The following is an 18051-nucleotide window of genomic DNA, read 5'->3' as shown; positions in this document are numbered from 1 at the left end:
TAGAGTTTAGATTGAATTAATTTAAATATTTTCTGCTTCAAACAGGCTCTAAATGTGAAAATAGTTTCAACGACATCCTAAAATTAAAAAATTTAAACTATTTGGAATTTAGACTCCCAGAATCCTCGCCCACCCTAAGGCTCTCTTTACGGCTTCTTTCCAGCCTCTATAGAGCTTTTCCCTCTCTTTCTCATTCATCTTCGGCTCAAACACTTTTTCAACTTTCCAAAGTTCCCCAATTTCCTCTAAGCTTTCCCAGTAACCCACCGCCAAACCAGCCAGATATGCAGCTCCCAAAGCGGTTGTCTCTTGAACAACAGGTCTTATGACTGTCTTTCCCAAGATATCAGCTTGGAACTGCATGAGGAAGTTGTTCTTGGTTGCTCCCCCATCAACCCTAAGCTCTTTGATTGGAACTTCCTTCTCCATCTCACCTATCACATCTTTCGTGAGATACGCTATCGCCTCAAGCGTAGCCCTCGCAAAGTGCTCCCTTGTAGTGCCTCTTGTTATACCAATTATCAAACCCCTTGCAAACTGATCCCAGTAAGGAGCACCGAGACCGACAAAGGCTGGCACAAAGTAAACTCCATCATTTGATGCTAACTTTGATGCAAGTTCCTCAGTTTCAGCTGCACTATTGATAATTTTTAACCCATCCCTAAGCCACTGGACAGCTGCGCCGGTTATAAAAACGCTTCCCTCAAGGGCATAGCTGATGTTCCCATTCAATCCCCAAGCTATGGTCGTGAGAAGGTTTTGGGAATACTTTATTTTGTCTCCCGTATTTACGAGTATGAAGTTCCCAGTGCCATATGTTGCTTTCACCATCCCTTCATCAAAACATGCCTGACCGAAAAGAGCTGCCTGCTGATCCCCAGCATCTCCGCTTACTGGAATCTCAACACCAAACAGCTCTTTTTTAGTATAACCATAAATCTCACTTGATTCCTTAACCTCGGGCAGAATTGCATCTGGAATTCCGAAGATTTCCAAAAGCTCCTCATCCCACTCAAGCTTCTTGATGTTGAAGAGCATAGTTCTTGAGGCATTTGAATAGTCAGTAACATGCTTCCCTGTAAGCTTGTAAATCAAGAAAGTGTCAACTGTTCCAAACATCACTTCTCCTTTCTGAGCTTTTTCTCTTAAACCCGGAACGTTGTCAAGGAGCCACTTTATCTTTGATGCTGAGAAGTATGCATCTGGAACTAAACCGGTTTTTTCCCTTATCATCTCTCCATAATTTCTCTTAATGTCTTCAATCATCTCCGCGGTTCTTCTGCACTGCCAGACAATAGCGTTGTAAACGGGCTTTCCATTTTTGTCCCAGATTATCGTTGTTTCCCTCTGATTTGTTACTCCAATTGCCGCTATCTGCTCTGGAGTAATTTTGGCATTTTTTAAGGCTGTTTTTATGGCCCTAAGCTGAGCATCCCAGATTTCTTCAGGATTATGTTCAACCCAGCCGGGCTTTGGGTAATACTGAGGAAACTCATACTGTCCAACCCCCAAGATGCTACTTTCCCTGTCGAAGATTATCGCCCTTGCACTCGTAGTTCCTTCATCAAGAGAAAGTATAAACTTGCCCATTGATGTCCACCAAAATGAAAAATTACCAAGGTAGATATATTAATCCTTCGGTGAGAGACGACTTATCTTCATTTACCTTTAATTCTAAACAAATAAAAGAGACCTAAACCTTTATTCCTTCCCTCTTAACAGTTTTTATAAAGGAATCATTTCTTCTTCTAAATTCTTCGGGACTGATAATTATCGGGCTTATGAGCTCACCATACTTAAGGAGCACTTTTGTTGAGATATTTATAATTTCATCAAACGATACATTGCCAACTATCATGACATCAATGTCGCTTTCCTCGTCATAGTCTCCTCTTACATAGGAACCAAAAATAATAATTTCCTCAATTCTATCCCCAAACTTACCCTTCAGTTCTTCTAAAAAGGCTTCAAGAGCTTTTTCTTCATCGCTGATCATCTCCAATGCACTTTTAACCCTTTCCAAAAATGCCTCGGCACTCTCAACGATTTCTCTGGCTTCTTCATTTGCTGGGGAATAGTAGATGTCATAGTCAGCCCTCGACCTCAAGGCAAATGCACGGTTAAAAGCCTTGGCATATGTTTCCTCAACAAACCCTTCCGTTACAAAATGCAACCCAAACATCTTGACAACTCCAGAATGCTTTTTTGGATTGATGCCTTTTGTTAGAAGGAGAGCTTTCGCCGCATGGAACATGGAATAATATGCCCTGCTTATGGCATCTCTATAATATCCAAGCTCAAGCAGCGCATTGGCTGGGGCAAGCTCTTCCTCGGCAAGCTTAATATGGAGCTTAATCTCCTCGCTAATGCTCATTGTAAGCCCTCTAATTATGGATGTTGTAGAGCTTATATATTAACCCTTCGGGAGAAGGGAAATGGGCTCGGTAGGTGCTCTTGGTGTAGTGGTATTGATGTTTTCGATAATGGCGGGAGGCTTTTATGCTTTAGCCATCTTAATTGAGAACCCTAAAGATAAAAAAGAAGCGGATGAGGACTTTAAACGGTGTTTGATAATTCTCTTAGGAATTATAGGGGGCTCAATGCTCCTATACTCAGACCCAGAAGCGCTCATGAAAGTGATGGAAGACTCTGCTTGGGTAGTCAAATTGGCATCCGTTGCCTCTTTAATCGCCACGGTAGCAACGGTAATATCCTATCACCGTCTTAAGCGCTTCGAGCAGGAGGAGATGCTCGAAAAGCTCGCAGAAAAGATGGGTGAAAAGCTTGGCGAGTCGAGGGTTAAGGGATTGAAGGCAAAAGAAACTTAACCACAGGCAAACTCCAAATCCTCCTTCAGCTCTTTTTCTGTGTAGTGTCTTGGAATCCCTCTTTTTGCAAGCTCCTTTAAAAACTCCCTTTTTGTAATGTCCGCAAGTTTAGCGGCTTTCCCAAGTGACAATGCTCCCCGCTGATAAAAAATAACCGCTAACTCAAGCTTAAGCTCCCTTTCAAGCTCCTTTCTGGGAAGCTTGAGCGATATAAGAACATCGTCAGGACGGCAATATATAATTCCTTCGCTCGCTCAAGCATGAAGAGAGAAAAAGAATCACCTCAAACCCAAACTCCTTAAATAGTCAATCATTCTCACAACATCGTTGACAATGACGACATCAAAAAAACCTACTAAGCGCTTTAAGTTGTCATTTACGTAGAACAGCTCATCATTTTCAGTCCAGAGAACAACTTTTAATCCCAGGCTCTTAGCCCACGCCAAGGCTTGCTTGAACTTCTCGAATCCAATGATTGGGATTCCTTCCATAGGTGCATTTATCGACCATAAATTAAGCTCTTCCTTCAGCTTGGGAATCTGTGGGACTATCTGCTCATTATCAATTAAAAGACCAAGCCTAACATCTTTACTGTATTCTCTAACTTTCCTGAGGGCATCGATGTTGAATGAAGAAATCATAACTCTATCGCAGGCATCAAATTTTTTGACAATTTTAATGCTCTCTTCTGCAGCATCTACATCCTTTATTTCAATGTTAATGAGAGAGTCCTCTGGAATGACCTGAAAAACTTCCTCAAGGGTTGGAACCCTCTGCCCCATTCCCAAATCAGCTGATTTTATTTCTTCAAGGGTAACGTCTTTGGTCTTTTTCTTTATCTTTGCAGTTCTCTCTAAGGTTTCATCGTGCATTATTATCGCTTTTCCATCTTTGGTCAGCCAGACATCAAGCTCAATACCATCTGCACCTGCACTAATTGCCTCAACAAATGCCAAAATGCTGTTTTCGGGGTATTTCGACATGAAACCTCTATGCCCAAGGATTAAAACTCTGTTTTCTTCCCAGCTTGGCATACTCATCGCCTCAAAAGAAGCATCTTCAGCAGTTTAAAAACTTTTTGCCTAAAGAACACCCAATTCTATGAGATTAAGCACTTTTACGGCATTATCTGCAATAATCCCGTCATATAATCCCTTTAATCTGGGCAACCAGAAGAGCTCATCCATTTCATAGTTCCACATAAAGATCTTAATTCCCAATCCTCTCACCCACTTTAAGAGGGCAACAAACATAGGAAATCCGACATAGCTGATGCCATCTAACGGCACGTGAAGAGAATATAACTTCAAGTTTCTTTTAAGCAATGCTACCTTGACTATTCCCGTTTCAGTGATTATAGAAAATCCAAGTTTAGCTTCTTTGGAATGTTTCCTAATAAGTCTAAGCGTCTCAGGGCTTGGAGATGAGAATATAACCCTATCAAAGCTGTCAAACTCCTCAACAAGCTTTAAAAGAGGCTTTACAGCCTCTTTATCCTTCACGTCAATATTGAAAATCAAGTTGGGGAACATTTCAAAAAGCTCATCGACGGTGGGGATAAATTTGCCATAAGGATGAAATTTTCTGAGGCTCTTTAGGCTCAATTCTTTAATATAGTACACTTCATCATTTGTCCTAAATTTGCCGTCATGAAGCGTAACCAGCTTTCCATCTTTTGTGAGCCAAACATCGAACTCAATTCCATCCGCTCCAGCTTCAATCGCCTTTTCAAAGGCTATTATGGTATTTTCCGGATACACATCCCTAAACCCGCCGTGTCCAAGGACTATGGTTTGAGACATGCTTATCACTGTTCCAATACACATACTCAAAACTTAAAAATGTCTTGTCACTTAGACAAAAATATGCATCAAATGCAGGAGGTGTACAATAATGAACGAGAAGTTCAGCTATAAGAGGATATTCATTCTGGGATTTGGATTTTTTGGGATAAGCATCATCTGGGCATTGTACAACGCATATGTGCCAATTTTTCTAAAGGATTTTGCACTCAGCTCGTTTATAATTGGAATCGTAATGGTTATAGACAATGTCTTTGCAATAGTTATGCTCCCATACCTTGGAGCACTAAGTGATAAAACAAGGACAAGATTGGGAAGAAGAATGCCCTACATCTTAATCGGTGCACCATCCGCAGCAATATTCTTTGCTTTGATACCAGTTGCAAGGGCGCATAAGAACTTGGCTTTGATGATGGGAACGATAATCTTGATGAACTTCTTCATGGCAGTCTTTAGGTCTCCAGTAATTGCCCTGATGCCGGATATAACTCCTTCAAGATTTAGAAGCCAAGCAAACGGAATAATAAACTTCATGGGCGGATTAGGAGCACTCTTCGCTTACTTTGGAGGAAAAGCTCTCTATGATATTAACTATGCCCTGCCTTTCTATGTTGGAGCCGCAATGATGCTGATTGCCAACTTGCTGGTTGTTATATTTATAAAAGAGCCGGAGGAATACAGAAAGCCCTCAAAGAAAAAGGTCAACTTATGGGAGCTGCTCAAGAAAACGAGCCACGAGAGCTTTGGGGAGCTGAAAGAGAACCTCAAAGATGTCTTTGCAAGCCAAGAAAAGAGCCTTCTATTCATTTTGCTGGCAATATTCTTGTGGTTCATAGCATTCAATTCCCTTGAAACATTCTTCACGAGCTATGCCAAGTTTGAGCTCGGAATAAAGGAAAGCACTGGGGCATTCTTGCTTGGGCTCTTTGCCTTAGGATTTATGGTGTTCTCAATCCCTGCAGGATTTATAGGAGGAAGAATCGGGAGAAAGAAAACAATAACACTCGGGCTATTTGTGATAATAGCTGTAATGCTTATTGCCTTATATCTCGGAACCCAAGCCGCAAGCGGAAAAATTGAAGTAAACTTTGTAGTAAAGGCGTTTGCCGCACTATTCCTTCTCGGAGGCTTTGGATGGGGAATGGTGAACGTAAACTCACTCCCAATGGTCGTTGACATGACAACAGAGGAAAAAGTTGGGGGATACACTGGTCTCTACTACTTCTTCTCAATGGCAGCGAACATATTTGCACCTCCCCTCTCTGGAATAGCAATAGACCACTTCGGATATCAGTCGTTGCTCATCTTTGCTACAATGTTCTTTGTCTTGGCACTGATTGCAGTGCAGTTTGTCAGAAGGGGAGACATTGTAGGACAAAAACCGCAGGACATATACGAGCTAATCCCAGATATGGATTGACTTTCTTTTTGCTTTTTTCTTGTTCTCCGTTTACCATAAAGCATAAAACTTTCCGAGCGTTAATCTTTATTTAGCAATAAGGGGGTGCTGAGATGGAACGCAAGAAGTTTAGCTGGGGAATAGTCTTGGGATTAGCACTTCTTGGGTTTAGCAGAAGTGTAGGGTGGGCATTAAATAAAGGACTTTCATTCCCACTGCTTTCCAGCTATACCCAGTCTGCATTTGTCAAGGGTACTATCTTAGCCCTTGAAGGGATCATAGGGTTGTTAATCCCACCACTTTTGGGGTATTACAGCGATACACTAAAATCAAAACACGGAAGGAGGAGACCTTTCATAATGATTGGAGGATTTCTGGCAGGAATAGCAGCACTGATGATTTACACTGCCTATGCACTTGGAATCCCACTGGCAGGTTTTGCACTAACCTTAGCATTCTTCTACTTCTCGATGCACCTATACACCGCACAGTTTAGGGCATTAATGCCAGATACAATAGAAAGCGGTGAGAGGGGAAAAGCAAGTGGTGTAATTACGCTTTTGGAGTGGGCAGGTAACCTTTTCCTCTTTGGGTTGGCTGGATTTCTAATAGCCAAAGCTGTAGCCGAAACAGGAGAAGCTGAGGGCATAAAAGCCTTAGCCCAAACCCCTTACCTTAAGATACCCTTCATAATAACTGCTGTCTTTCTCATTGGTGCAGCATTGTTCGTGTATTTCATAGTTAAAGAGCCGAAAGCCCCAGAAATTGAAGAGGATGAAAGCCTCATAGGGTATTTAAAGAGCATAGTTGAAAACAGGGACTTCTTAAAGTTTTATGCAGCCCAGACTCTCTGGTGGATGAGCTTTGAGTTCATAGCGATCTTCCTATATGGAATCTTAGCGTTTATCCTCCATGGCGCAGCCACTGAAGAGAACGTTAAAGCCGTAACATCCCTCGGCCTGTACCTAATGGCACTCTTTAACATCACGGTGTTGCTTGGAGCATTACCTGGTGGAATAATTTATGACAAACTTGGAAGAAGGCTCAGCATAATCCTTGGAGGCATCATCTTTGCCCTGCCACAGCTCTGGGGATGGTTCATAAGTACGCAAACAGAGATAGTGATAGCCCTCGGATTGGCTGGAATAGGATGGGGAATACTAATGGCAGCATCCTATCCAGTTATCGGAGACCTACTGACGCACTATGAAAGAGAAGCATTTACAGGCAGATACTATGGATTCTTTGAGGCTACTCGCTCACTACCAGTGCTCTTGGCAGGAACAATTGGTGGTGCAATAGTTGACTTAGCCGGTGAAAATTACCGCATTCTGTTCCCAATCGGTGCATTGCTTGTGCTGTTGGCAATGCCCATGATATGGCGCATGAAAAACCTTGAGCCGGGTGAGAAGCAATGATTATAAAAATCTTAATCCTCTTTTTAATTCTGTTTTTTCTCTTCGTAGTCTTTGTAGCGTACAAAATGGTTAAGCCGCCGAGAGAGATCAAAGGATGGACACCAAAAGACTTGGGTTATGACTACGAGGAAGTAACGATACAAACAAAAGACGGCTTAAATCTTCACGGATGGTGGATTGACCAAGGGAATGAAAAAACTGTAATTCCCCTTCACGGCTACACCTCAAGCAAGTGGAACGACCTCTACATAAAGCCGACAATGGAAATTCTGCTGAACGCCGGATACAACGTCCTTGCATTTGATTTCAGGGCACATGGGAAGAGTGAAGGAAAATACACGACGGTTGGAGACAAAGAGCTGATTGATTTAATCTCAGCGATTGACTGGCTTAAGGAGAATCATCCGGAGAAAGCTAAGAAGATCGGACTTATAGGTTTCTCAATGGGTGCAATGGTCACTATAAGGGCTCTGGCTGAAGACGAAAGAGTTTGCTGTGGAGTTGCTGATTCTCCACCAATGCACCTTGATAAGACCGGGGCACGTGGTTTAAAGTATTTTGCAAAGCTCCCAGAGTGGCTGTATATATTTGTGAAGCCATTTACACTGATAATAAGTGGGGGAAAAGTTGTTCACCCATTAGAATATGCAGACAAAGTGAAGAAGCCCCTATTACTAATAGCTGGAAAGAAAGACCCGCTCGTTAAAGTTGAAGAAATTCAGGAGTTCTACGAAAGGAACAAGAAAATCAATCCAAACGTTGAGCTTTGGGTTACAGAAGCTCCTCATGTCAGGACAATACTCATAGCAAAGGATGAATACAAGAAGAGAATTCTGGAGTTTTTCGAGAGACATCTCTAAGGTGTACAGACATGAGGAAACTCGACAAGGCCTTACTTATAGTTTCAATTTTTCTCATGCTTTCTTCCGTTTTAGCTATCCACTTTCAAGTTTATGCATTTTGGAAGGCTATAACATTCCTCGGATACGAGAAATTTTACATGGTTTTAATCCCAGTGATATATCTCGGCTACAGTTCATCATATGGAATAGCACTCTTCATTCCCTTCATCCTTGGCATGTGGCTCAATTTGTTCCTTAAAAACTTCTTCAAGCTGCCGAGACCTCCAGAAAATCTTAGGATAGTTGAAGCTGAAGGATATGGATTTCCAAGCGGACATGCTCAAGGCTCGAGCATGGTCTTTGGTTACTTTGCCTACACAAGGGAAGGAATTGGATTTAGAGTTTTCTGCCTGACTATGATAGCCTTGATTTCCCTTTCAAGGATAGTTCTGAGAGTCCATTACTGGAGGGATATATTTGGTGGAATTGTACTGGGAACAGCAGTTATTTCTCTGGGGGTATACCTAAAGAATAAAGTCAAATACACGCCAAAAGTTGCTTTATTAGGAATTATCCTAAGCCTTCTGCTTCCAGTGATATCAAGAAGCATTGGATATGCCAATGAGACATTCTCAATAGTTGAGGGCTCCCTGATTGGCGCAGTTGTTGGATATTCATCATTTAAACAATTTAACTTACCAGATACATCGGAGATTCCCTTCAAAAAGAGAATGATAATGACAGCTATTGGTCTATTTGTCAGTGGGGCTGGCTATGTTGTCTGGAAATCTGGAGCTCCCGGATTACCGACATTTGCCATATCAACATTTACGATGGTATTCCTGGTTCCATCGGCATTTTTGAGATTCTCCGATAACTACAGAAAATGATCTTTACCTTCCACTATTTTTATCATGGATGATTTCAGAAGATTTATAACTCTCTCAACGCTCACTCTCTTAGAGGTGATAACATGGAAGAGTTGATTTTAAAGTACGCGCTCATCAATGCAATACAGCACAATGGAAAAGCTAACCCCAAGGCAGTCATAGGCAAAGTTCTCGGCAGTCATCCGGAGCTGAGACCAAAAGCCAGGGAAATAGTCCCTCTCGTGAATAAGATAGTTGAAGAAGTCAACAAGATGGGTATAAAGGAGCAAGAGGCAAAGCTCAGGGAGATTTATCCGGAGTTCTTTGAGAAAAAAGAAGAGAAACATGAAGAAAAGAAAGGGTTGCCTCCTCTTCCCAAAGCTGAAAAGGGCAAAGTGGTTACAAGGTTTGCTCCAAACCCTGATGGAGCTTTCCACTTGGGAAATGCTCGTGCAGCTATTTTAAGCCACGAGTATGCGAGAATATATGATGGCAAGTTCATACTGAGATTTGACGACACTGATCCAAAGGTGAAGAGACCCGAGCTCATCTTTTATGAGTGGATAATCGAGGATTTGAAATGGCTCGGCTTCAGGATTGATGAGATTCATTACGCCAGCGACAGACTTGAGATTTATTACAAGTATGCTGAAGAGCTAATAAAGATGGGAAAAGCCTATGTTTGTACCTGCAAGCCAGAAGAATTCAGAAAGCTCAGAGATGCAGGAAAGCCATGCCCTCACCGTGATGAACCCGTTGAAATTCAGCTTGAAAGATGGGAGAAGATGCTTGACGGTACTTACAAAGAAGGAGAAGCTGTTGTTAGGATAAAAACCGATTTAAACCATCCGAACCCAGCTGTGAGGGACTGGCCTGCTTTAAGAATAATTGACAATCCAGATCATCCCAGAACTGGGGACAAATACAGAGTTTGGCCACTCTACAACTTTGCATCAGCCATTGATGACCATGACCTTGGCGTAACTCACATCTTCAGGGGACAGGAGCATGCTGAGAATGAGACAAGGCAGCGCTATATTTACAACTATTTCGGCTGGGAGTATCCAGTGACTGTTCATCACGGTAGATTGTCAATTGAGGGGGTAATTCTGAGCAAATCAAAAACGAGAAAAGGAATTCAAGAGGGCAAATACTTAGGCTGGGATGATCCAAGATTAGGAACAATAAGAGCTTTAAAGAGAAGAGGAATTCTCCCAGAAGCAATAAGAGAACTGATTATAAGCGTTGGGCTCAAGAGGAGTGACACAACCATAAGCTGGGACAACTTGGCTGCGATAAACAGAAAGCTGATTGACCCGGTAGCAAACCGCTATTTCTTCGTTGCCGACCCAATTCCAATGTACATTAAAGGATTTGAGGAAGAATTCACCGCAAAAGTTCCGCTCCATCCAGATCATCCGGAGAAAGGGTACAGAGAGCTAAAATTCACACCAGAAAAGCCGGTTTATGTATCAAAAGACGATTTAGAACTGCTCAAGAAGAGCGAATACATAAGGCTCAAAGATCTCTTCAACGTCAAACTCCTTGAAGTTAGCGAAGAGAAGATAGTTGCAGAGTTTGACAGCATCGAATATGAAAAAGCGAGAGAACACAGATGGCACATGATTCACTGGGTTCCAGAAGGAAAAGAGTGTGAAGTTATAATTCCGGAAGGAGATGAGCTCATAGTCAAGAAAGGTCTGCTTGAGAAAGATGCAGATGTTAAAGTTGACGACATAGTGCAGTTCGAAAGGTTCGGCTTTGTCAGAATCGATACCATTGAAAATGGAGTCGTTAAGGCAATATTTGCCCACAAGTGATTTTTGTTTTCAACTTTAACTTTTTACTTCATAAAATTCCTTGATGAATTCTTTTGGTGTTAGGATATAGAACTCATGAGAGTTCAGCTTAAACTTTCTCGCTTTATCTCTGATTTTAAGCAAATGCTTCCTGTCATAGGTTATCAAAAACTCAGCTTTAGCATTGTAAACAACGTCAAGAAACGGAATATCCATTTCATCTTTCACAAGCTCCTTAATGCGCTTACTCTTTTGGAGGCTCTTCTTAATTGATATGAGCTTAGAAGAAGCTACAAAAGCACTAACTCTTAACATTGCAACTTCAGCTGAAATCTTCTTTATTATTTTTGGATATGCCACCACAGTCTTGTATTCCTGGAGTGTTTTTCGAGAGTAATAGTTAGTTATCTGACCAGTTAGGACTTTTTCAATAACTTCAAAGGCATATCCTTGAGAAGACATCAGAGCGGCAATTAAAACTGAAGTATCAACGACTACTCTAAACCGAGCTTTTTGAGCTTTCTTTCGATTTCTTTCCATCTTTTAATTTCCTCCTCAGCCTCATAATAAATCTCAATTGCTTTTTCCTCGCTTATACCAGTCCTTTTGCTCTTCCACTCGTTCAACACTTGTTGGATCTCCTTTCTGGTTATTTTCTTGGTCTTGAGCTTCTTTAAGTTAGCCTTCCATTCATAATATTCTATAAGCTCTTTAGGCGAAACACCAACAGCCTTTGCAACTTCATTAATGAGAAGCTTAACACCTTCCGAGTTCTTTATCTTTGTAGCCACCAAACTCACCACTCTAACCTTTGCATTAATCGTTTAAAAATTTGGTGAAAAAATTGTGAATGAATTGGTAATTTGATTTTGGAGAAATACTTTAAGAAGAGTTAAATCTTTTTTGCCTCATTGCTCTAAAAGATAATTTCTATGCCATAGCACCCAAACATAAAATTAAACAATCGCAAGTTAAAATTTTTGTCTGCATAAATATCAACTTCAGCTTTTAAATCTTTTTCTGCAAAAGAGCTTTAAAGAGAGCTGTTTTTACAATACAATTGGTGTTCAGCTGTGAATTCTGAAGAAAAGTTCAAAAATGAAATCCTTCCAAAAATTCCATTGAGGAATGAGCCTCCCCTCCCAAATAACTGGCTCCAGATTGAGATGCTCGAACGTTTTAAAGTTTTGCAATTTGCTGGGATTAAAGAAGGAATGAACATTCTTGAGATAGGCTGCGGAGCTCATGCCATATCAACAGTGCCGTTAGCTTACATGGTTGGGGAAACTGGAAGAGTCGTTGCTGTGGATTTAGCAAGGTGGACGTATTTTAAAGAGATTATTAAGAGCGCTGGGCTTTGGAGGAGAGTCATTCCTATGAAAATTGATGCCCAAAATTTACCATTTCCCTTCAAGAGCTTTGATTTGGCAGTTTTAATTCATGGGATTAGAAGTCTAAGAAATGAGGAGACAATTGTTAAAGTAATTAGCGAGATGCTCCGCGTTGCTGATGAAATTTTTATTGCTGAAAGTTTGCCAATAGCCAGAACAAAGGGACAAGAGACTCACTTGGAGATGTACAACCTTAGAGAGGAGATATTCGAAGCACTTTATGGTAGGAAGGATGACCTGCATTATTTCCAGCTTGAAAAGTTGATTGAGTTTGTGGAAAGAGCAGGCGGAAAAATAAAAGAATGTGGAACTTTTGAACCAAATTTGCCGCACTTCTTAGCTTATATTCCAAGAAAATATGCTGAGAAGATCAGAGACACAAGAAAGCGAGAAATATTACTCAAAAAGTGGGAGAGTGCTTGCGAAAAACTCCAAAAATATGGGGAAGAGCATCCTCCAGTGGGGTGGATAAAAGCAAAAGAGTGAAAAGTTATCTCGAAGCCTTTCCGAATTCCTTTATTGCAATTCCTATGATCAAAAGGACGATGGCTATTACTGTTGAAACCACCCTGTATCCTCCAATCCTGATCTCCGAAATCATGACATATATGCCCAATAATGCAAAAACTACTGCTCCCACAGTCGCTATTGCATGCTCTACTGGGCTTTTTTGTCTTCTCAGTTTTGTTAGTATGGGATATATCTCAAATATCGCCCCAATGAAGATAAAAACATTTATTGCCTGAAGCATCATGTCGGCAACTGGAGGGTATGAGTCAATGATTCCAAGCAGAACCACAAAGCTGATAAAATATGTTGCAGCCTTTTCTCTGCTTAGGCCAGTTAGCATTTGGGTAATCTGAAGTCCAATTTCAGCTGTTGGAACAATGCTTGTAAGACCTGCAAAAAAGAGCGACATCGCAATCATGAGTAGCAAAATTTGATAATTAGCCAATACATGAGGCAAAGCCTCCATGAATTTAATTGAACCTTCTTCTCCACCTGTTGCATATGTAAGAAGCAACCCTGGAGTTCCGGGAGCAACTGAGTATATCACGGTAAACGTTGCAATGATTCCAATAAATACTTGGATAGCTACGCCAGTTCCAATAATTACCTTAGAGTTAAAGTTTCTCCCCATAAAGCTTCCAATCATCAAGTAGAACGCAAAGCCCAAACCGACACCATATAAAGCCCTAATAGCAGCATCCCTTAACAAAGCTAATGAAAGTGGTTGTCTTGCAAATATCATTCCCTTAACAAGGTCCAGATAAAAGTTTTCAGCTGGTATTTTTGTCTTGAATGCTATTGCTGTTATCACAGCAAAGATCACGAAAAGTGCTGAACCACCAGCCATTATGAGGAATGTTTTCTCTTTGGCCCTTGTGATTATTATAAATGTTACAGCTAACAAAATAAGCTTTGCAATAAGCCTTCCGAGAGCTCCAGTTCCAAGGAATGGGGACAGCAGTATAAGGGCTGTGTTTGCTGTGTAGTAGGATAAGAACACCATGATCGCAAGTAAAATCGCAATGATCATACCAGATGTTCTTGTGAGCTTTGTATAAAGCTCTACAAAGTGATATGCCGTTTTCTGAGTTGATTCTGCCTCAAGTATAGCAAGATACGTGAAGAATAGTGTGAAGATCAAGTACACTGTCAGTCCTGTTATCCCGTACTGAAGCCAAAACTGGGGAAACAGACCCATGGTGCCTATCCCTGTAGCAAATCCCGCCACTAAAAATGTCAAGTAAATAGTCCATTTTGTCCTCTCCTCCATTTAATCACCCCAGGCTGCTTGATTTAATCATAATTTCAATTGGGACAGGTATATAAAATTTCTTGAGGATCAGGAAATTAAATAGAAAGAAAAGAGTCACTCAAGCAATCCACGCCACTTTATTATGCCCCCCATCAGGAATCTGTATGGCAACTTTGAATGGTAGGGATAAACTCTCACAGCATAGTGCCAGCATGGATTGATTATATTCCTCAAAGCGTTTCCTTCATATCTGTATCTGTATTTTCCATTCCCCAGAGATTCGGGCCTCTTTAGTTCAACTATGTGGGGCTTCTCAATTATGTAGTCCCTGACCTTCACTCCATAGTAGAGCTCAACTTTTACATCCTCAGGACTCAGATTTCCAAGGTTTATGACAACTTCCATTGCCTTAGCATCCTCTGTAATTATTTTTTCAATGCTTACATTCCCCCAATTTTCAAGCACTTTCTTTTTCCAAGCTGCTATCTCTCTTGCCCAGCGGAAGTTATCTCTCACAAGCCAGATTCCATGCTCCATAGCCTTTGTATAGAATTTTGTCATGTACTCCTTGACCATCCTGTGGGTGCTGAACCTTGGCGCTATGCTCTTTATGCTCTCCTTCATCATGCTTATCCAAGCTTCTTTGTTCTCATAATAAAGGGGGATTACTTCATTTTCGAGAATATCATATAAACTCTGAGCATCCCTTATATCATCTTCTTCGGTCTCTGGTTCTGTTGTCTCCTCCCCTATGACCCAGCCGTTTCTTCCGTTGTATCCTTCAACCCACCATCCATCATAGATGCTTAAATTAAGGACGCCGTTAAGTCCAGCCTTCATGCCGCTCGTTCCACTTGCCTCAAGAGGTCTCCTTGGGTTGTTGAGCCACACATCAACACCAGCAACCATTAAACGGGCAGAACCCATGTCATAGTTTTCTATAATGAGTATTTTACCTTTAAACTCGGGCATTTGGGAAACTTCGTAAACTTTCTTCAAGAATTCCTTTCCAGCTTCGTCCCTTGGATGGGCTTTTCCTGCAAAGATTAGATACACAGGCATCTCCGGATTGTTCATTATCCTCCTTAGGCGCTCAAGATCGCTCAGAATTAGAGTTGCCCTCTTATATGTTGCAAATCTCCTTGCAAATCCTATTATCAAAGCATTTTCATCAATTTCTGGAACTGGCTCCTCAATACCTAAACGGGCATTTCTCTCCCTGATTTTTCTCTTGATTAGTTCAATCAGTTCTCTTTTGGCTTTTAGATGCGCTTCCCAGAGCTCTTTGTCTGGAATTCTTTCGATGGCATACCAGATACCCTCCAAGTTCACATGTTCTCTCCAGACCTTCCCCATGTATCTGTCATACAAACGAGCAAGCTTTTCATGAACCCATGTTGGTGTATGAATCCCGTTTGTTATTCCCTCAATTGGAATCTCGTCAATAGGGACTCCTTTCCAAAGATTAAGCCACATTTTCTTTGTGACTTCTGCATGAAGCTTACTGACGCCGTTTATAAAGTTAGAGGTTTTTATAGCCAAAAGGCTCATATTAAAGTTGGGATCTTTTTCCTCAACCTTACCTAAAGCCAAGAATTTTTCCTTGGGTAAACCCTCAAAGAACTTTCCAAGCTTCTCCTCAACAAACCAGACTGGAAAAACATCATGTCCAGCAGGAACAGGTGTGTGAGTTGTGAAAACACTCGTTCCCCTAACGACTTCTAATGCTTCCTCAAAGCTTAGTCCTTCCTCCATATACCATACAATCCTTTCAAAGTTTGCAAAAGCCGGATGGCCTTCGTTTAAATGTATGACCCCAGGTTCAATTTTAAGAGCTTTTAAAAGCCTCATTCCTCCAATCCCAAGCAGAATTTCCTGTTTAATTCTTTTGTCAAGCTCAGCATTGTAAAGGTAGTCACATATTCTTCTGTCGTCCTCCTCATTCTGTTCTACATCGGTGTCAAGTAGATACAGCTTGATCCTCCCAACGTTTACCTCAAACACCCTTGCATATACCTCTCTATCCTCAATTGGAACTGAAATTAGGAGTGGCTCCCCATTCTCCTTGAGAATCTGCTTTATGGGCATTTCTTTTGGATCATAACTTGGAAACTCCTCAATTTGTCTACCGTTTTCATCTATTTCCTGCTTGAAATAGCCATGCTTATAGAGAAGACCCACTGCAATAAGGGGCAAACCCAAATCACTTGCCGTCTTTATATGATCCCCAGCAAGGATACCAAGACCACCAGAATAAATGGGCAGACTTTTTCCGATACCATATTCCATGCACAGATACACTATCGGCTTGTCCCACTTTGGATAATTAATAGAGAACCAGGTGTTCTTCTCACTCATGTATCTTTCAAAATTGCTCATTACAAGCTCATATAAATCAAGAAAGAATTCATCTCTTGCAAGCTCTTTTAATCTTTCCTTATCTACATCGAGGAGAAGCTTCACTGGATTTTTATACTCCCTCCAGTGCTCTTCATCGATATACATCCACATTTTTGTGGCTTTGTGATCCCAGCTCCACCAATAGTTATAAGCAAGCTTTGCCAAGCCCCTAATATTTTCAGGAAGCTTCTCTTTAATCGTTGATTCGACCACCATTCTTCAACACCCCGTAGTTTTATACTCCCTACTACCATACTCATTGACAGTGATACATAAAAGTATTTTGGAAAAAGAAAAGCATCATGATAAAAACAAAAATTAGAAGTTATTCTTCCTCTATCCTTTCTCCTTCTTCGCCTTTTTCATTGGAAAGTTCCCTCAACCGATCAATTCCAGAACCAACCGCTATGAGAATATCCCCTTCTTTTATCTCCTCATCCTTATTAGGGTTGTATATATACTTGCTTCCGCGTTTTATAGCTATTAGTCTGACACCTATCTTCGTCGGCAATTTCAACTGTTTTAAGCTCTTGCCAATCAAAATCGACCCTTTATTGACTTTAACACGCCCAATCTCTTCTTCGACATCGTGCATTATTTTTCGTATTATAGGATGCGGCTCTACATCCCTTAAAATTAAATCCGCTATTTCATATGCTGAATCTGATATCTGCTCATTTATTGTTGCCATCTCTATAATACTCAAAAGCTTTTCTGGATCGCTTTCATTTTTTGCTGCCCTTAACGCGAGTTTTTTCACCTTCAGAGTTAGCTCATCCATTTTTTCTTCAAGAATATACACTTCATCAGCTATGTCCTCACTGTTATACATAACGGAAGAAAATGCCAGATCTACCATAAGAGATGAGAGGTTCTTCATTTCAACTAAACAATCTTTAATCTCCTCAAGCTCTTTCATTGCCGACCACCCTAATGACCCCTCTCGCTATTTCCTTTAGGTGCTCAACCGAAGTATGGGTTCCTCTTCCTATGAGAACGTCGTGAGGTTTTATCTTGAAATCCTTATCTGGACCAAAAATCCACCTTCTGCCTCTTCTAACTGCTATAACCCAAACCCCTGTATTCGTTGCTAAGTCAAGCTCTCCAAGTGTTTTTCCAACAAGAACTGAATCTGGACTGACAACAATTTTTGCAATGACTTCTTCGCTCTCAAGAATAGCTTCTTTTATAACTGGATGCAGTTCAAGGCCCTCAAGAACCATTTTTGCTAAGTCCCCAGCTGCGTTGGAGATGTCTTCTATAGCATTCGCCATTTGGAGAATTGATGTCACTTTTTCGGCTTCTTTTACGTTTCTTGCTGCTAAAACAGCATGAAGTGTCATCTGGTAGTTAAGTAAATCCATCCTCTCTTCCAAATCCACAACTTCCTCAGCAATTTCCTTATCACCAAACAGAATAGAGGTATATGCCAGATCGACCATGAGTTCAGCAATGTTCTTCATCTCAATAAAGAGATCTTTAACACTCCTTGGCTGATATTCAAACTCTTCCATATCCTCCATCCTTTATCCTCACCAAAG

General features: G+C 41.1%; 18 protein-coding genes. 7 read left to right on the top strand and 11 right to left on the bottom strand.

What is annotated here, in order from left to right; translation table 11 throughout:
• Nucleotides 1–108: 108 nt before the first annotated feature.
• Nucleotides 109–1590: a glycerol kinase GlpK gene (glpK, locus tag TERMP_RS01105; RefSeq protein WP_013466501.1), complete on the bottom strand. Its 1482-nt coding sequence runs from the start codon at nt 1588–1590 to the stop codon at nt 109–111.
• Between the two features lie 103 nt (nt 1591–1693).
• Nucleotides 1694–2374 (bottom strand): HEPN domain-containing protein, encoded by a 681-nt coding sequence (locus tag TERMP_RS11755; RefSeq protein ID WP_013466500.1) that lies wholly within the window; start codon nt 2372–2374, stop codon nt 1694–1696.
• A gap of 61 nt (nt 2375–2435) precedes the next feature.
• Here TERMP_RS11755 and TERMP_RS01090 point away from each other — a divergent pair, with 61 nt between their 5' ends.
• On the top strand, nt 2436–2828 hold the full coding sequence (locus tag TERMP_RS01090; RefSeq protein WP_148221050.1) for a hypothetical protein: 393 nt from the start codon (nt 2436–2438) through the stop codon (nt 2826–2828).
• Here the strand turns inward: TERMP_RS01090 and TERMP_RS01085 are convergent.
• The 3 genes from TERMP_RS01085 to TERMP_RS01075 are packed head-to-tail and all read right to left on the bottom strand — an operon-like array spanning nt 2825 to nt 4630.
• Nucleotides 2825–3067 (bottom strand): UPF0175 family protein, encoded by a 243-nt coding sequence (locus tag TERMP_RS01085; RefSeq protein WP_148221049.1) that lies wholly within the window; start codon nt 3065–3067, stop codon nt 2825–2827. The two genes, TERMP_RS01090 and TERMP_RS01085, sit on opposite strands and share 4 nt — an antisense overlap.
• Before the next feature lie 39 nt (nt 3068–3106).
• The gene (locus tag TERMP_RS01080) at nt 3107–3862 is read right to left on the bottom strand and encodes a glycerophosphodiester phosphodiesterase family protein (RefSeq protein WP_013466497.1); all 756 of its coding nucleotides are present in this window, start codon (nt 3860–3862) and stop codon (nt 3107–3109) included.
• A gap of 48 nt (nt 3863–3910) precedes the next feature.
• Nucleotides 3911–4630 carry a glycerophosphodiester phosphodiesterase family protein gene (locus TERMP_RS01075; RefSeq protein WP_048159702.1) on the bottom strand — a complete coding sequence of 240 codons (720 nt, stop codon included), beginning with the start codon at nt 4628–4630 and terminating at the stop codon, nt 3911–3913.
• Between the two features lie 91 nt (nt 4631–4721).
• On the opposite strand from TERMP_RS01075, the gene TERMP_RS01070 reads away from it, so the two are divergent.
• The 5 genes from TERMP_RS01070 to TERMP_RS01050 all read left to right on the top strand — a co-directional run bounded on the left by TERMP_RS01070 (nt 4722) and on the right by TERMP_RS01050 (nt 10978).
• Nucleotides 4722–6050, top strand: coding sequence for an SLC45 family MFS transporter (locus tag TERMP_RS01070; protein ID WP_013466495.1), 1329 nt, complete (start codon nt 4722–4724; stop codon nt 6048–6050).
• Nucleotides 6051–6142: 92 nt separating this feature from the next.
• A complete protein-coding gene (locus TERMP_RS01065) occupies nt 6143–7447 on the top strand; it encodes an MFS transporter (RefSeq protein WP_013466494.1) in 1305 nt (434 codons plus the stop codon).
• On the top strand, nt 7444–8307 hold the full coding sequence (locus TERMP_RS01060) for an alpha/beta hydrolase (protein ID WP_013466493.1): 864 nt from the start codon (nt 7444–7446) through the stop codon (nt 8305–8307). Before TERMP_RS01065 ends, TERMP_RS01060 begins: the two co-directional genes overlap by 4 nt.
• A gap of 11 nt (nt 8308–8318) precedes the next feature.
• Nucleotides 8319–9179: a phosphatase PAP2 family protein gene (locus tag TERMP_RS01055; RefSeq protein WP_013466492.1), complete on the top strand. Its 861-nt coding sequence runs from the start codon at nt 8319–8321 to the stop codon at nt 9177–9179.
• An 83-nt stretch (nt 9180–9262) separates the two neighbouring features.
• Entirely contained in the window at nt 9263–10978 is a 1716-nt protein-coding gene (locus TERMP_RS01050; protein WP_013466491.1) for a glutamate--tRNA ligase, read from the top strand.
• A 15-nt stretch (nt 10979–10993) separates the two neighbouring features.
• Here the strand turns inward: TERMP_RS01050 and TERMP_RS01045 are convergent, their stop codons facing one another.
• Both TERMP_RS01045 and TERMP_RS01040 read right to left on the bottom strand, forming a co-directional pair.
• Complete coding sequence (locus TERMP_RS01045) at nt 10994–11497, bottom strand: putative toxin-antitoxin system toxin component, PIN family (protein WP_013466490.1); 504 nt, start codon at nt 11495–11497, stop codon at nt 10994–10996.
• Nucleotides 11452–11748, bottom strand: a complete 297-nt coding sequence (locus TERMP_RS01040; protein WP_013466489.1) for a hypothetical protein — start codon at nt 11746–11748, stop codon at nt 11452–11454. The genes TERMP_RS01045 and TERMP_RS01040 overlap by 46 nt, the downstream gene beginning before the upstream one ends.
• A 282-nt stretch (nt 11749–12030) precedes the next feature.
• Here TERMP_RS01040 and TERMP_RS01035 point away from each other — a divergent pair, with 282 nt between their 5' ends.
• Nucleotides 12031–12834, top strand: coding sequence for a class I SAM-dependent methyltransferase (locus tag TERMP_RS01035; protein ID WP_013466488.1), 804 nt, complete (start codon nt 12031–12033; stop codon nt 12832–12834).
• 4 nt (nt 12835–12838) lie between these two features.
• Here TERMP_RS01035 and TERMP_RS01030 read toward each other — a convergent pair whose 3' ends face one another.
• From TERMP_RS01030 to TERMP_RS01015, 4 genes are all read right to left on the bottom strand, one after another.
• Entirely contained in the window at nt 12839–14128 is a 1290-nt protein-coding gene (locus TERMP_RS01030; RefSeq protein ID WP_013466487.1) for a sodium-dependent transporter, read from the bottom strand.
• Nucleotides 14129–14224: 96 nt separating this feature from the next.
• Complete coding sequence (gene malP / locus TERMP_RS01025) at nt 14225–16726, bottom strand: maltodextrin phosphorylase (protein WP_013466486.1); 2502 nt, start codon at nt 16724–16726, stop codon at nt 14225–14227.
• Between the two features lie 109 nt (nt 16727–16835).
• Nucleotides 16836–17429: a potassium channel family protein gene (locus TERMP_RS01020; RefSeq protein WP_013466485.1), complete on the bottom strand. Its 594-nt coding sequence runs from the start codon at nt 17427–17429 to the stop codon at nt 16836–16838.
• Nucleotides 17416–18033, bottom strand: a complete 618-nt coding sequence (locus tag TERMP_RS01015; RefSeq protein ID WP_013466484.1) for a potassium channel family protein — start codon at nt 18031–18033, stop codon at nt 17416–17418. Before TERMP_RS01015 ends, TERMP_RS01020 begins: the two co-directional genes overlap by 14 nt.
• Between the last annotated feature and the right edge of the window lie 18 nt (nt 18034–18051).

Source organism: Thermococcus barophilus MP (assembly GCF_000151105.2).
In the GTDB taxonomy this organism is placed as follows: Archaea; Methanobacteriota_B; Thermococci; order Thermococcales; family Thermococcaceae; genus Thermococcus_B; species Thermococcus_B barophilus.
This window is presented reverse-complemented; position numbering and strand designations above follow the sequence as displayed.

Excerpts from the sequence above, each read along its gene's own strand:
- TERMP_RS01015 (WP_013466484.1), bottom strand. The coding sequence starts at position 18,033 with ATGGAGGATATGGAAGAGTTTGAATATCAGCCAAGGAGTGTTAAAGAT.
- TERMP_RS01045 (WP_013466490.1), bottom strand. The coding sequence starts at position 11,497 with ATGGAAAGAAATCGAAAGAAAGCTCAAAAAGCTCGGTTTAGAGTAGTC.
- malP (WP_013466486.1), bottom strand. The coding sequence starts at position 16,726 with ATGGTGGTCGAATCAACGATTAAAGAGAAGCTTCCTGAAAATATTAGG.
- TERMP_RS01090 (WP_148221050.1), top strand. The coding sequence starts at position 2,436 with ATGGGCTCGGTAGGTGCTCTTGGTGTAGTGGTATTGATGTTTTCGATA.
- TERMP_RS01055 (WP_013466492.1), top strand. The coding sequence starts at position 8,319 with ATGAGGAAACTCGACAAGGCCTTACTTATAGTTTCAATTTTTCTCATG.
- TERMP_RS01080 (WP_013466497.1), bottom strand. The coding sequence starts at position 3,862 with ATGCCAAGCTGGGAAGAAAACAGAGTTTTAATCCTTGGGCATAGAGGT.
- TERMP_RS01030 (WP_013466487.1), bottom strand. The coding sequence starts at position 14,128 with ATGGAGGAGAGGACAAAATGGACTATTTACTTGACATTTTTAGTGGCG.
- TERMP_RS01065 (WP_013466494.1), top strand. The coding sequence starts at position 6,143 with ATGGAACGCAAGAAGTTTAGCTGGGGAATAGTCTTGGGATTAGCACTT.
- glpK (WP_013466501.1), bottom strand. The coding sequence starts at position 1,590 with ATGGGCAAGTTTATACTTTCTCTTGATGAAGGAACTACGAGTGCAAGG.
- TERMP_RS01020 (WP_013466485.1), bottom strand. The coding sequence starts at position 17,429 with ATGAAAGAGCTTGAGGAGATTAAAGATTGTTTAGTTGAAATGAAGAAC.
- TERMP_RS11755 (WP_013466500.1), bottom strand. The coding sequence starts at position 2,374 with ATGAGCATTAGCGAGGAGATTAAGCTCCATATTAAGCTTGCCGAGGAA.
- TERMP_RS01075 (WP_048159702.1), bottom strand. The coding sequence starts at position 4,630 with ATGTCTCAAACCATAGTCCTTGGACACGGCGGGTTTAGGGATGTGTAT.
- TERMP_RS01060 (WP_013466493.1), top strand. The coding sequence starts at position 7,444 with ATGATTATAAAAATCTTAATCCTCTTTTTAATTCTGTTTTTTCTCTTC.
- TERMP_RS01050 (WP_013466491.1), top strand. The coding sequence starts at position 9,263 with ATGGAAGAGTTGATTTTAAAGTACGCGCTCATCAATGCAATACAGCAC.
- TERMP_RS01070 (WP_013466495.1), top strand. The coding sequence starts at position 4,722 with ATGAACGAGAAGTTCAGCTATAAGAGGATATTCATTCTGGGATTTGGA.